A 13,868-nucleotide genomic window follows, 5' to 3' on the forward strand; every position below is an offset into this window, starting at 1 on the left:
TATTTTTTCAAAGCAATAAAGTGCTCAGTAATGTAAGTATTTGATGTAATATTGAATGTAATCGGGAAACCTGTATCCTGATGGGTGGTGCCCGTCCGGTCGGTCTAAAATGTTTTGAGTAAAGGAGGATACGAGGTTAATACTTAATTATGACTGGAACGGAACAGAGTATTTTGCAAACCCTGGTTGAGCTGGATGAAAAGGTGAAAGCCATGCCCACAACCAATCCCAAGCCAAATCTGCTGCCGGTTTTTGCCAGGCTGGATGAGCTGACGCGCCAATTACCAGTTCAGACTGCACCCGAGTTGCTCCATTATCTTCATAAAAAGAGTTATCAGAAGGCTCGTCTATTTCTTGAAGGTCAGGATGCTGAAAATGCACGTGGCAATTGCCATGGACATCAATAACTGAGCCGCGGCCACAATGCTACTCGATGACACCATTGCCGCCATCGCAACTCCTTTGGGTGAAGGTGGGTTGGCCGTTATTCGTCTTTCAGGGCGGGAAGCGTTAAGCATTGCGGACAAGAGCTTTCAACCCGTTGGCAAGTCTTCAATAAATCCGTCTGCTGCGCCGACTCACACGATCCATTATGGAAGAATCATTCGTCACGGACAGAGCGTGGACGAGGTCTTGTTGGCGGTCATGCGTGCACCAAGGACGTTGACCCGTGAAGATGTGGTGGAGATTACCTGCCACGGAGGTTTGCTGCCGGCGAAGCTGGTTTTGGACACCGTGTTGGAAAATGGCGCGAGGCTGGCGGAGCCCGGCGAATTTACGAAGCGGGCTTTTCTGAATGGCCGTATCGACCTGGCTCAAGCCGAAGCGGTGGCTGATTTAATTCACGCCCGGACGGAATTGGCCCTTACTGCCGCGAATGAACAACTCGCAGGGAAGCTTTCCCAAAGGATTAATGCTCTGCGGGATGACATGGTAAAAACGCTCGCGCATGTGGAAGCTCATATCGATTTTCCAGACGAGGACATCTCACCCGACACAAAGGTTAAATTAATTGGAAGATTGGAGCGGGGCCTGGAGTTTATGGAGGAACTGCTTCGCACTTCCAATGAGGGGCAGATTTTACGCCGGGGCATTCGTGCTGCGATCATAGGGCGTCCGAACGCGGGGAAATCGAGTTTGCTCAATCAACTGTTGGGGCGAGACCGCGCGATTGTTTCTCACATACCTGGGACAACCCGGGATACGATTGAAGAGACGGCCAATGTGCGTGGATTGCCGATTGTTTTTGTCGATACAGCGGGATTGCGCGAAGCGGGAGATGAAATCGAGGTTGAAGGAATCCGACGCAGCCGTGAGACATTGTCGAAGGCGGAGTTTATTTTGCACGTGTTGGATGCGTCCGAGCCGCTGACGATGGCGGATGAGAATTACCTGGCAGAGTTCAGCGACAAGAAGCGAATCCTTGTTCGCAACAAAATGGATTTACCGGCGAAGCTGGATTTGCAAACGGGAATTCATGCTCCTGTGGTTGAGGTGTGTTGCCTGAGCGGGAAGGGGATTGAAACTCTAAAGGATGCCATCAAATCAATGGTGTGGGCAGGAGAAATCCGGGCGGAAATGTTGCAAGTGATGATTAATTCGCGTCACCAGGAGGCACTGAATCGCGCCCGGTCAGCCACACAGCGAACCATCACGGCGCTCAAGGGGGATGAGACGTTGGAGTTGGTCGCAATGGATTTACGGATTGCGGTGAATGCGGTCGGCGAAATTGTAGGCAAGACCACGACCGAGGATATATTGGATTCGATTTTCAGTCAGTTTTGTATCGGGAAGTGAGCCGGAGCGGAAAAATAGATAAAGTCAAATGCGTTCCTCACAACAATTGCAGTTCTCCAAGCATTGTTGGGATGAGTTCTGAAACCGTGGGGTGTATGTGCATAGCCCGTTGCAAAACAGAGAAGGGGGCCTTGGCATACATGGTGTCCAGGATGCAATGAATGACTTCGTCGCCGCCAGTGCCCAGTATTGCCGCGCCGAGGATTTGCTTCGTTTCATTGTCGATTACAACCTGCATGAGACCCAGAGTCTCACCCTTTTCCACCGCACGCATGACGTGCGTCATGGGGCGGGTGCCAATCAGCGCCGGGCGCCCGGATTTTCGGACTTGATCCACCGTCATGCCCGCTCTGCCGAGTGGCGGATCGATGTAGAGTGCATAGGCGGGAATACGGTCGCTCACTTTGCGCGATTCCTTATCCAATAAGTTGGCCGCCACGATTTCAAAGTCATTGTACGCCGTGTGAGTGAAAGCGCCCTTCCCATTGCAATCGCCCAAAGCCCAGACACCGGGAACGTTGGTTTTAAGTTCATCATCCACCACGAGGTAGCCATGCTTGTCCACGCGGATGCCTGCCTTGTCCAAGCCAAGATCATCTGTATTTGGCTGACGCCCGACCGCCAGCAACAGGTGCGACCCGGTTACCTCCGGCGGGCCCTCTGCACAATCGAGCCCGGCTGTGATTTGTCCTCCTTTTCTTCCAAAGCTGATGCAGGTGGCGTTCAGACGTATGTCAATTCCCTCATGTTCCAAAATGTCTTTGATGGCGGCGGAAACATTTTCATCTTCATGTTGAATCAAACGGGGCGCCATTTCGACTATGGTCACGCGGCTTCCAAAACGGCGGAACATTTGTCCAAACTCCAACCCGATATAACTGCCTCCGATTGTGATGAGATGCTCGGGAACCAAATCGATGTTTAACAGCGATGAGTTTGTGGTAAAGGGAACCTGGTCGATTCCCGGCAAAGCCGGTATGCGTGCCCGTGTGCCCACATTGATAAAAGTCCGCTCTGCACCAAGCACTGTGTCACCCACTCTCACGGTGTGAGCCGATTCGAATCGCGCCGATCCCAGGTAGACCGTGCAGTTGCGCATGTTTCGAAGCCATGATTCAACTGATTTGCTTGAATTATTTACGATCTCATCCTTCCGGGCCTTGACCCGTTTCATGTCCACGCTGACTTGCCCATTAATGACAACTCCAAAATCGCCAGCGCGTCGTGCGAGATGTGCGGCATAGGCACTTGCCACCATTGTTTTTGTGGGGGTGCAGCCCGTGTTGACACAGGTACCGCCGAACCGTTCCCGTTCGATAATTGCGACCTTCATGCCAGCCTGGCTCAAACGCTCTGCCAGAGATGGTCCTGCCTGGCCGGTGCCGATGATGATTGCGTCGTAAGTAACTGTCATAACCCCTCGCAGGCGTAACGTTCCCCAGTCGTAATGCGCATTCAACTATATTGTTTCAAGAATGTTGTCTTCTGAACTTTGTGAAATCCCAATCTGGCTCATCAATGATGTCATCAAACTCCTGGTTTCATTCTGGTTACAATTGCCTGCTTGGCGTTTCTTGAGGCAAGCTGCTAGGCTGTCTTCATGAGTGATTTGTTGATCGGCCTTCTTGGCGTTCTGGTAGCCACTAACCAGCCGGCAGCCATCAGCAATCTTGCCAATCAAACTGTTGGCATTTCTGTCGCGGTTCCGAACGACCCAGTTGAAAAGGAATTCCAGAAAGTGATGCAGGAAGATGATGCCGCCCAGGCCGAAGTGGATAAATGGCGTCAAGAAAGTAAAACCGTCAGCAAGAAAACCGGAGAGGCATCCAGCTCTGATCTTGGCGAACGGATACGAAAGCGTTTGGTCCCAGTCAGAAAATCGTATGATGAATTAATTCACCGCTACCCTGATTATGCTCCTGCCCGCCTGACCTATGGCAGTTTCCTGAATCAGACGGGCGATGAACATGCTGCCTCCCAACAATGGGAGAAAGCCCGCGAACTGGATCCAAAGAATGGCGCTTCCTGGAATAATCTGGCCAATTATTACGGTGAACACGGCCCCGTAAAGAAGGCTTTCGAGTATTACTCCAAAGCGATCGAAATCGATCCGGTTGAACCTCTTTACCTGAGCAACTTTGCCGACACCGTCTCCCTCTTTCGCAAGGAAGCGATGGTTTATTACCACCTGGATGAACAACAAGTGTTTATAAAGGCACTGGGACTTTACCAGCAGGCTTTGAAGCTCGACCCGAAGAACTTCAAATTAGCCCAGGATCTGGCACAAACATATTATGGGATTAAACCAACTCCGACTGATGCCGCCCTGAACGCCTGGACCAATGTTTTAAATCTTGCTGCCAGTGATTTCGAAAAGCAGGGGGTTTATCTTCATCTTGCCCGTTTCAAACTCAACGCAAACCGATTTGATGAAGCTCGCGAACAGCTTAAGGACGTCACTGATGAAAGTTACCAGGAGCGGAAGCGGAGTCTTTTGAAGAATATTGAAGCCAGGCAGCCCAAATCGAATTAACTGGATAGGCAACAGACTCTGCACTTCCTTCCTGTAAACTGAGCCATCCAATTCTCCCAAAAGCTGCCAGACAATGTAGCTTTTGCCGCTATGCCATGATTTGGTGCCGCTGATTTTCAAGGTTGGACATTGGCAAAAGCTTGCCTTGGCCTCTCCACGTATTACTTTATGCGGAGGTGAAGATTCTGTTTATTGGAGATATTGTGGGCGAACCAGGGCGGCGGGCGGTGAAAGAACTCCTCCCTCGTTTGCGTCGGCAGCATGAATTGGATGTTATCATAGCCAACGGAGAAAACTCCGCGGGTGGTTCCGGTATTACTCCCAAGACTGCGGAGGAAATTTTTGCTGCTGGCGTCCACATTATAACCAGCGGTGACCATCTCTGGGATCAAAAGGAAGTCATTGGTTTGCTCCAAAATGAATCCCGTTTTATCCGCCCGCTCAATTATCCTCAGGGGACGCCTGGCCAGGGCAGTTACATCTTTCAACCTCCCAGCCAGGCACCCGTGGCCATTCTTAACCTGCAAGGCCGCACCTTCATGCCACCTCTGGAGAATCCCTTCACCTACGCACGAGCAGAAGTCGAGAAGTTGCGCCAAAAAGCGAAGATCATTTTTGTCGATTTCCATGCGGAAGCAACCTCTGAGAAAATTGCACTGGCCCGCATGCTGGATGGCCAGGTCAGTGCAGTCGTCGGCACCCATACCCATGTCCAGACGGCGGATGAACAAGTCTTTCCCGGAGGCACAGCTTATTTAACCGATGCCGGCTTCACCGGTCCGCACGATAGCGTCATTGGCCGTGACATTGATGCCGTCGTCAAGCGCTTTTTAACACTCCAGCCGCAACGTTTCACGGTCGCCGAAAATGGAGTGAAGCTGCAAGGCGCGGTTGTGGATATCGAAGAAACCACCGGTCGTGCCCGCAGCATTATTCGTATTTCAGAATCCATTCCCAATCGTCCCGTCGAACAACAATCTTGAGCCTCAGCCATATAAATGGAGCTCATGGTGGCGGTTGTATGGCAAAAGAAGTAAATTAAGGTCGTAACATGGCCAAGCCAGTCAAATCACAATGGGATTTTGGTGAGTTGTTTCCCCGGGAAGCAACCCGCACTGTGCTCACCGTTTCCGAAGTGACTTCCAAGGTAAAGGGATTGCTTGAACGCCAGATTGGCCAGGTTTGGGTGACTGGTGAAGTGACCAACTTTCGCGCGCAAAGTTCCGGCCACTTTTATTTCACCATCAAGGATGTTGAATCGCAACTCAGTTGTGTTTTGTTTCGCAATGATGCCCGGGACAGCCGCAATTTCATTCAAGACGGCCGCAAAGTCATCCTGCAAGGTGAGCTCACGGTTTATGTTCCCCGTGGTCAGTATCAAATGCGGGTCACCGCCGTCGAACTGCAGGGTGTTGGGGCATTGCAAGCCGCGTTCGAGAAGCTGAAACAAAAACTGAACACGGAAGGGTTATTCGCCCAGGAACGCAAGCGCGCCCTGCCACGTTTCCCGCAGTGTATCGGCATCGTTACTTCCCCGACCGGCGCGGCTATTCGCGATGTCCTGCACGTCATTCAACGCCGCAATCCGGCGTTGGAAATAATTCTCGCTCCTTGCCGCGTGCAAGGGCAGGGGGCGGCTGAGGAAATCGCCGCTTCGATCCGGCTACTCAATGAATGGAATTCGAAAATGTCTCCTGCGTCAGGCCAGCCACTTGACCTCATACTGATTACCCGCGGTGGCGGCAGTCTCGAAGATCTTTGGGCGTTTAACGAAGAAGTTGTCGCCCGCGCCATTTTTGAATCACAACTCCCCGTGGTCTCCGCCGTCGGCCATGAAATTGATTTCACAATCAGTGATTTTGTTGCTGATTTCCGGGCCGCCACTCCCAGCGCGGCTGCTGAAATCATCACTCAGGACGTGGTTGCCAGTTGTCAGTTCCTTTCCGCAGTGAACGCCCGCATGCGCGAACTTTTCCGCCAGCGCCTCGAGGATAAGGAGTACGAGATGGTGCATCTTTTGCAACGACTCCAGCGCACGCATCCCAGTCGTCGCGTTAACGAATTCCTGCAACACCTTGATGACCTGAGATCCAGTCTGCTGCGCTGCGCCAAGCACGGTGTTCGCAATCAGCAAACGGACTGGCGAAACCTTTTTGAGCGACTCCAACGCGTGCGTCCACGTCAGTTGCTCAAGCAGCGCCGGGAATTGCTCAATCAAGCGCAAAATCGCTTGCATGAACAGGCGGGCCACCACTTGCAGAATTGCCAGAGCCGCTTGGCCACCCTTAACGCACGGTTGCGCCTGCTAGGCCCTGAACAAGTTCTCGCGCGTGGCTATTCCATTACCCTGGATGCGGAAACTGGCGCACTCATCTACTCTGACAAGCAAGTAAGAGCGGGGCAAAAACTCAAGACGCGGTTAAAGACCGGCGAGGTTCGCAGCACAGTAGATGATGGGTAACTGCGTAACGCAGTTCTGTGGCAAAGTACGATCCGCGATCTTGATTAGCTTCCCGTTAAAAAAGACCTTGTGATTTGCGCGAATTATTTGGATTGTGATGGCTTACTTACATGATGAAGCCAATTGTTCGATCAGCCGCTCTCTTGATTCTCCTGGCTTCCTTGCTCGGTTGCGATTCCAACACTTCGACGTATGTCCGCGTCCGAAACGAATCGGGCGCAGACTTTTCGAACGTGGTGGTGAATGAAAACAAGTTCGGCGATATCAAGAGTGGGGAAGCAACGGAATATCAAATTCTAGCCATGGCGTATCCGGATCCTTACCTGAGCCTCTCCATTGGCACCAATCGACTGAAGGCCGAGCCTGCGAAGTATCAAGGTGAGCAGGCACTTGGGCCTGGACGTTTCACTTATGTTGTGAATGCAAAGGATTTAAAGCTCAGCGTCAGTTCGCAAAAGGATAAATAGAGCTGTCGGCCTGCAGGGCTTTAATTTTGAGTAAGCATGCCTAAGGACGCTTTTCAAAAGAATTTTGTTACCGCTCACACTTCTTAATCTCGACTCCGACAAGTCGGGCAGATAAAGTTGCTGTTGAACCAGGGGGCAATCAATTGCATTAAGGTTAATGGAAATGGTTCCTTCGATGTATTATGGATGTACCTGATTGGAATGACGAAACGGAAATCTCTCGCGAAGGTGGACTCCCTGCCAAATTCTCCTATGCAGAAGAATTTGCAAAGCGGCAGCACCGGGGTCCATGGGTTTACGCTGTAGGTCTTGGACTTTTCCTTCTAACGATCGCTCCGGTCATTCTGGCCTATGTAAACCACGGAGCGCCTGCGATCCTATGGTTCGTTCCAGCCAGTGCCGGTTTAATTATTTTGCGGTTGTTTTTATCCTGGACCAAAGGCTCTCCCCATTGCCCGTGCTGCAAAAAGAACATCAAGGTTTGTGTCGTTCGGCATTGTTATGGCTGTGGCGAAGATTTGGAAAATGGCCGTTGCGAACGCTGTGGCGTGGACTTAACCATCGGCAGTGCTTTCCGTTCTTCTGGAGACACTTCGGGAAACAAGCAGCCAATCACCTACTGTCCGGGTTGCGGTGTTTGGTTGAAAAGCAATTTTCATAGGCGCCGTAAAGCTTCTTTGCCCTAAAAAATCGCTTTTCTGTCATCACCCCTGTTTTTTCTCAGCTTGTAAATCCTTTCATGAGGAATGGTGTTGCTAAAGAATTCCCGATGACACCGGCCTCCAAGGCTCAATTCATGGGGTCGGGAGATTTAAGGAAACCATGCGCAGTGGAAAGGCCTGAGAGACGTTGCTCAGCCAAAAAAACAGCAATTAGAGATTTTTACACGAGTTATGGCTTGTCGTTTTGAGAAAAGGGGCAGTTTACAGTTACTTCTGCAGCAAGTAGATTTGCTAATGGCCGCCGATAACATGCTAGACGAAAAGCCTCTCTTATCTTAATTTTTCAAATATGCCAAAGGCATTAAAGACCGCAGATGCGGCGAGTTTGGAAAATTTGCCCTTTGAAGAGGCGCTGAAAAAGCTTGAGTCCATCGTTGACGCGATGGAATCGGGCGACCTACCTTTGGAAGCATTGTTGTCTAAATTTGAAGAGGGCACACGTTTGGCAAAGGCGTGCCAGACAAAGTTGGCTGATGCAGAATTGAAAATTCAGAAACTGGAAAAGAGTTCCTCGGGTGAGACGACCCTCACCCCGCTTTCCAACGATTTATCAGAAGAAGAGCAACCAAAATATGAGTAGATACCTGGACATGATCGACGGCCCGGCGCACGTCAAAAAACTGACCCTCCCACAATTGCATCAACTGGCGGAAGAAATTCGCTATGAGCTGATCACCAAACTTTCCAAGAATGGTGGTCACTTGGGACCCAACCTGGGAGTTGTTGAACTGACAATGGCTTTGCACTATGTGTTTACCACTCCCAAGGACAAATTTGTCTGGGATGTCAGCCATCAGATTTATGTCCACAAAATTCTTACCGGCCGTAAAGATCGCTTTCATACCATTCGCACCACCGATGGTCTCAATGGCTTTGCGTTGCGGACGGAGAGTGAGCACGATTGCTATGGTGCGGGTCACGCGGGCACTGCGCTCTCGGCCGCGCTGGGAATGTGCGCCGCTCGCGATCAACGCGGGACTGATGAACAGATAATTTCCATCTTCGGCGATGCCGCACTGACCAACGGCATTTCTTTTGAAGGTCTGAACAACATTTCCACCACGACCAAGAAGTTCATCGGCATCCTCAACGACAATGAGTGGAGCATTGCCAAGAACGTGGGTGCCATTGCCAGCTACCTCAACAAGCTGATCACCAATCCGCGATACAACCGGTTGCAGAAGGATTTTGAGCGCTGGTTGCGCCGTATGCCCAAAGGCGATCTTGCGATTAAACTTGGTCATAAGGCCGAAGAAGCGTTCAAGGGAGCTGTCAATGACATTACCCTCCAGCAGAATCCCGCCAGCACCGAATCCGATGGGCGTGGCGGCTTTGGCAGCAGCCTGATCTTCGAAGAAATGGGCTTGCGTTACCTGGGACCGATCGATGGTCATGATCTGCCATTGCTCATCAACTGCCTGGAGTTTGCAAAGACCTGCGATCATCCCGTCGTTCTCCATGTCTTGACCAAAAAAGGGAAGGGCTATGATGTCGCCATTCAACAACCTGAAAAGTTTCACGGCACCGGACCATACGACGTTCAAACGGGTGCGTCTCCCGCAGCCAAGCCTGGAGTTGCTCCCGCCTGGCAGGATGTGTTTGGCCAAACCATGGTCAAACTTTGTCAGAACAACAACAATATCGTAGGCATCACAGCGGCCATGCCGAGCGGAACAGGATTGAAGTTCCTGGAGAAGGCCATGCCGCAAAAGTATTACGACGTTGGCATTGCTGAAGAGCATGCTGTTCTGTTTGCCGCGGGTATGGCCACGATGGGATTCCATCCTGTGTGCGCCATCTATTCCACTTTCCTCCAACGCTCTTATGACATCATCATTCATGATGTGGCTTTGCAGGATCTGCCCGTTATTTTCTGCATGGATCGCGCCGGTCTTTCTCCTCAGGACGGTCCGACCCACCATGGTCTGTTTGATATTTCTTATCTCCGTTGCGTGCCCAACATCATTGCCATGGCGCCCAAGGATGAAGATGAACTGGTGGATATGATGTTTACTGCCACGCATCAAAACCATCCTACCTTCATTCGTTATCCTCGTGGTGCGGGTGAAGGTGTGCCCATCAAGGATCAGCCCAGGATGTTGGAGATTGGCAAAGCCGAAGTCATCCAGAATTTCTTTAACACTGGCGGACGCAAGGTCGCCCTGTTTGGTCTCGGTAATATGATGAGTGTCGCGCGCAAGGCGGCGATGGAACTGACGGCTGAAGGTTTTGACGTAGCCATTGTCAATCCACGGTTTACCAAACCGATTGATGCCGGTACCACGGAATTCTACGGTCGCGCTGCCGATTTGGTGGTCACGCTGGAAGATCACGTACTGCCTGGCGGTTACGGCAGCAGCGTCCTTGAGCTCTTCAGTGAAAAGCAAATCCAGACACCGGTAGTGCGGATTGGCTGGCCTGATAAGTTTATTGAACATGCCTCCTCGGTGGAATACCTCCGTGAAAAGCATGGTCTCACCGTTCCAAGCACTGTCGCCCAGGTCAAAGCTCATTTCGCCACGGCGGTGGAGGTTTCGGCGACCAAGTTCCCGGTCGTCGCCTGATGACATTTCAAATCCCATAACTCAACAGCAACATGCCCTATAAAGACATTACGCCGCCTGCAGGCGGCAAGATCTCGATTCAGAACGGGAAGCTCAATGTTCCCGAAAATCCAATCATCCCTTTCATTCGCGGCGACGGCACAGGTCCCGACATTTGGGCTGCCAGCCAGCGCGTGTTTGATGCGGCGGTGCAAAAAGCCTATGGCGGCAAGCGCAAGGTTTCATGGTTCGAAGTCTTCGCCGGCGAAGCTTCCAAAAATAAGTTTGATAATTGGTTGCCGGATGACACCGTGGATGCTTTCAAGGAATTCCTGGTCGGTATCAAAGGTCCGCTTACCACTCCGGTTGGCGGCGGAATCCGTTCGCTGAATGTCGCACTGCGGCAGATGCTGGACCTTTATGTTTGCCTGCGTCCGGTTCAATACTTTACTGGTGTGCCTTCCCCGGTGAAGCATCCGGAAAAAGTGGAGATGGTAATCTTCCGTGAAAACACTGAGGACATCTACGCCGGCATTGAGTACGCTGGCGGCACGCCGGAAGCCCAAAAAGTTCTCGAATTTCTTGCCCAAAATTTTCCAAAAGATTTTGCCAAGATTCGTTTCGGGACCAAGCAAGCCATTGCTGATTACATGAAGCTTGCATCACCTGACCACGATGCCTCGCACATTCCCGTGCAGGTGGGATTGGGCATCAAGCCGGTCTCGAATGTCGGCACGATCCGGTTGATCAAATCGGCCATCGAATATGCCATCCGCGAGAAGCGCAAGAGCGTTACGATTGTTCACAAGGGTAACATCATGAAGTTTACTGAGGGTGCCTTCCGCGATTGGGGTTACTCCGCAGCGGAACGTATTTTCGGCGACAAGGTTTACACCTGGGCCAAGTGGGAGAAAACCAAGAAGGAAAAAGGTGAAGCGGCTGCCAATGAAGAGCAGAAGGCTGCCCTCAAGGGCGGTGCCATTCTCATCAAGGATGCGATTGCTGACATTGCCCTGCAACAGGTGCTGACCCGGCCGGAAGACTTCGATGTCATCGCCACGCTCAATTTGAACGGCGATTATCTATCCGACGCCCTGGCGGCTCAAGTGGGTGGCATCGGTATCGCTCCCGGTGGAAATATTAATTTCGTCACCGGTCACGCCATCTTTGAAGCCACGCACGGTACGGCTCCAAAGTATGCGAACCAGGACAAGGTCAATCCGGGTAGCGTCGTTCTCAGCGGTGAAATGATGTTCCGCTATCTCGGCTGGACAGAAGTTGCCGACCTGATCATCAAGGGCCTCAATGGCGCGATTGGATCGAAGCGCGTCACGTATGACTTTGCGCGCATGATGGAAGGCGCCACCGAAATCAAGTGTTCCGAATTCGGTGAGAACATGATCGCTCATATGTAACTTGAGTGCGATTATCGCACTGGGAGTGATTTAAACCCACGGTCGCAAGGCCGTGGGTTGCTTATTTTTAGAGTTTGAGGTAAGACATGTGTCCATGCATCGGGTTTTACTCTCCATCATTGCGCTAGTGCTTGGTTGTTCCTCGCTCAAGGCTCAAACAAATACTTCTTATTCGGAGCTCTGCCAAAGTCTTATCGAGAATAAGTCCCACAAGGCAGACACAGAACGAATCCAGGAACTTTACCAGATTCATTGGGAGTACCTGATGCATGAGTATCCCGAGTGGGCGACTTACGTGGGTTATCCCGGCCAAAATGACCGCTGGACTGATAATTCACTGAAAGCCATTGAACACCGAAAGAAACTGCTTCAAATTCCGCTTAAGGCTCTTCAATCCATCGACCGCACGAAACTGGACCAGGCGAATCAACTCAATTATGACCTTTTAAAAGAGCGAATTAAACATGAGATCGAAGGAACCCGGTTCAAAGGCGAATATCTTGCCATTAATCAACTGGGAGGGGTGCAGCAGGATGTGCCTCAATTGCTGGAAGTCATGCCGCGCAAGACGGTGAAGGACTATGAGAATATTCTGACACGGCTCAAGGGGGTGCCAACAGTTGTAAATCAAACCATGGTTCTGCTCAAAAAAGGATTGGAAAGCAAAATTACCGAGCCTCGAATCACCTTGCGCGATGTGCCGGACCAAATCCAAAGTCAGATGGTGGCAGAACCTCTGAAAAATCCCATTCTCCTGGCTTTCACCAGTTTTCCTGCCGATGTGCCAAAGGCTGATCAGGATCGTTTGCTGGCCGAGGCTGGCATGATGCTCACCAATCAGATTATTCCTGCCTTCGCCGAGCTCAAAAAATTCATGGTGGATAGTTATATTCCCGGGGCACGCGAAACTGTTGGTCTAAGCGATCTGCCTGATGGCAGCGCGTGGTATCAAATGAATATCCGCAACATCACCACCACGTCACTTACTCCCGAGCAAATCCACCAGATAGGGTTATCCGAAGTGAAGCGAATTCACAAAGAGATGGAAACGGTGATGAAGGAAAGCGGATTCAAAGGCGGTCTGGATGAATTCTTTGTTTATTTGCGAACAGACCCAAAATTTTACTTCGACGATGCTGAAAGTCTTTTGAGTGCCTATCGGGATATTGCCAAACGCGCCGACCCGGAACTCTGCAAGATCATTGGCAAGTTGCCACGTCTTACCTATGGAGTGACGCCTGTCCCCAGCTACTCCGAGAAGTCGCAGACGACAGCTTACTATCAACCAGGTTCTCCCAAGGCACATCGACCCGGCTATTTTTATGCCAATACCTATGACCTGAAGACACGCCCAAAATGGGAAATGGAACCGCTTTCCTTGCATGAATCCGTTCCCGGCCATCACATCCAACTGGCGTTGGCACAGGAAATGGAGAACGTGCCAGAGTTGCGGAAGGAAGAGAGTTACACAGCCTTTGTTGAGGGTTGGGGACTTTATGCCGAAAGTCTTGGTGGAGAAATGGGATTTTACAAGGACCCGTATGCGAAGTTCGGCCGCCTGACTTACGAAATGTGGCGTGCCATTCGTTTGGTGGTCGACACGGGAATGCACGCGAAGGGCTGGAGCCGTCAGCAGGCCATTGATTACTTCAAAGCCAATGCGAGCAAGAACGAGCATGACATCACGGTGGAAGTAGATCGATATATCGTCTGGCCCGGACAAGCTCTTGCTTACAAAATCGGTGAACTCAAGATAAAGGAGCTTCGTGCCTATTCCAAAAAGGAACTGGGTGATAAATTCGATATCCGTAGCTTCCACGACGAAGTGCTAGACAATGGCGCTCTACCGCTGAATGTCCTTGAGAAGCATATCAAGGAGTGGGTGGCCACGCAAAAAGTAGAAGGGAAGTCGGTAGCCTCCGGAAAGTAA

General features: G+C 51.2%; 11 protein-coding genes. 10 read left to right on the top strand and 1 reads right to left on the bottom strand.

What is annotated here, in order from left to right:
• The first annotated feature begins 149 nt into the window (after positions 1-149).
• Both CFLAV_RS15875 and mnmE read left to right on the top strand, forming a co-directional pair.
• A complete protein-coding gene (locus CFLAV_RS15875) occupies positions 150-407 on the top strand; it encodes a hypothetical protein (protein ID WP_007415788.1) in 258 nt (85 codons plus the stop codon).
• Positions 408-423: 16 nt separating this feature from the next.
• Positions 424-1,797, top strand: coding sequence for a tRNA uridine-5-carboxymethylaminomethyl(34) synthesis GTPase MnmE (mnmE, locus tag CFLAV_RS15880; protein WP_007415789.1), 1,374 nt, complete (start codon positions 424-426; stop codon positions 1,795-1,797).
• A 37-nt stretch (positions 1,798-1,834) separates the two neighbouring features.
• Here mnmE and CFLAV_RS15885 read toward each other — a convergent pair whose 3' ends face one another.
• A complete protein-coding gene (locus CFLAV_RS15885) occupies positions 1,835-3,211 on the bottom strand; it encodes an FAD-containing oxidoreductase (RefSeq protein ID WP_007415790.1) in 1,377 nt (458 codons plus the stop codon).
• Between the two features lie 186 nt (positions 3,212-3,397).
• On the opposite strand from CFLAV_RS15885, the gene CFLAV_RS15890 reads away from it, so the two are divergent.
• The 8 genes from CFLAV_RS15890 to CFLAV_RS15930 all read left to right on the top strand — a co-directional run bounded on the left by CFLAV_RS15890 (position 3,398) and on the right by CFLAV_RS15930 (position 13,868).
• Positions 3,398-4,330: a tetratricopeptide repeat protein gene (locus tag CFLAV_RS15890; protein WP_007415791.1), complete on the top strand. Its 933-nt coding sequence runs from the start codon at positions 3,398-3,400 to the stop codon at positions 4,328-4,330.
• A 176-nt stretch (positions 4,331-4,506) separates the two neighbouring features.
• Positions 4,507-5,313 carry a TIGR00282 family metallophosphoesterase gene (locus CFLAV_RS15895; protein ID WP_007415792.1) on the top strand — a complete coding sequence of 269 codons (807 nt, stop codon included), beginning with the start codon at positions 4,507-4,509 and terminating at the stop codon, positions 5,311-5,313.
• Positions 5,314-5,381: 68 nt separating this feature from the next.
• Complete coding sequence (gene xseA, locus CFLAV_RS15900) at positions 5,382-6,791, top strand: exodeoxyribonuclease VII large subunit (RefSeq protein ID WP_007415793.1); 1,410 nt, start codon at positions 5,382-5,384, stop codon at positions 6,789-6,791.
• A 110-nt stretch (positions 6,792-6,901) separates the two neighbouring features.
• Positions 6,902-7,258 (top strand): hypothetical protein, encoded by a 357-nt coding sequence (locus CFLAV_RS15905; protein WP_007415794.1) that lies wholly within the window; start codon positions 6,902-6,904, stop codon positions 7,256-7,258.
• Positions 7,259-8,314: 1,056 nt separating this feature from the next.
• Positions 8,315-8,560 carry an exodeoxyribonuclease VII small subunit gene (gene xseB / locus CFLAV_RS15915; protein WP_237712407.1) on the top strand — a complete coding sequence of 82 codons (246 nt, stop codon included), beginning with the start codon at positions 8,315-8,317 and terminating at the stop codon, positions 8,558-8,560.
• Entirely contained in the window at positions 8,553-10,544 is a 1,992-nt protein-coding gene (gene dxs / locus CFLAV_RS15920) for a 1-deoxy-D-xylulose-5-phosphate synthase (RefSeq protein WP_007415797.1), read from the top strand. The genes xseB and dxs overlap by 8 nt, the downstream gene beginning before the upstream one ends.
• Positions 10,545-10,591: 47 nt before the next feature.
• Positions 10,592-11,938 (top strand): isocitrate dehydrogenase (NADP(+)), encoded by a 1,347-nt coding sequence (gene icd, locus CFLAV_RS15925; RefSeq protein ID WP_040549074.1) that lies wholly within the window; start codon positions 10,592-10,594, stop codon positions 11,936-11,938.
• A 94-nt stretch (positions 11,939-12,032) separates the two neighbouring features.
• Positions 12,033-13,868: a DUF885 domain-containing protein gene (locus CFLAV_RS15930; protein ID WP_007415799.1), complete on the top strand. Its 1,836-nt coding sequence runs from the start codon at positions 12,033-12,035 to the stop codon at positions 13,866-13,868.

Source organism: Pedosphaera parvula Ellin514 (assembly GCF_000172555.1).
Lineage (GTDB): Bacteria > Verrucomicrobiota > Verrucomicrobiia > Limisphaerales > Pedosphaeraceae > Pedosphaera.

Coding starts and splice junctions, on each gene's coding strand:
- CFLAV_RS15885 (WP_007415790.1), bottom strand. CDS start 3,211: ATGACAGTTACTTACGACGCAATCATCATCGGCACCGGCCAGGCAGGA.
- CFLAV_RS15930 (WP_007415799.1), top strand. CDS start 12,033: ATGCATCGGGTTTTACTCTCCATCATTGCGCTAGTGCTTGGTTGTTCC.
- CFLAV_RS15875 (WP_007415788.1), top strand. CDS start 150: ATGACTGGAACGGAACAGAGTATTTTGCAAACCCTGGTTGAGCTGGAT.
- CFLAV_RS15890 (WP_007415791.1), top strand. CDS start 3,398: ATGAGTGATTTGTTGATCGGCCTTCTTGGCGTTCTGGTAGCCACTAAC.
- CFLAV_RS15905 (WP_007415794.1), top strand. CDS start 6,902: ATGATGAAGCCAATTGTTCGATCAGCCGCTCTCTTGATTCTCCTGGCT.
- mnmE (WP_007415789.1), top strand. CDS start 424: ATGCTACTCGATGACACCATTGCCGCCATCGCAACTCCTTTGGGTGAA.
- dxs (WP_007415797.1), top strand. CDS start 8,553: ATGAGTAGATACCTGGACATGATCGACGGCCCGGCGCACGTCAAAAAA.
- xseA (WP_007415793.1), top strand. CDS start 5,382: ATGGCCAAGCCAGTCAAATCACAATGGGATTTTGGTGAGTTGTTTCCC.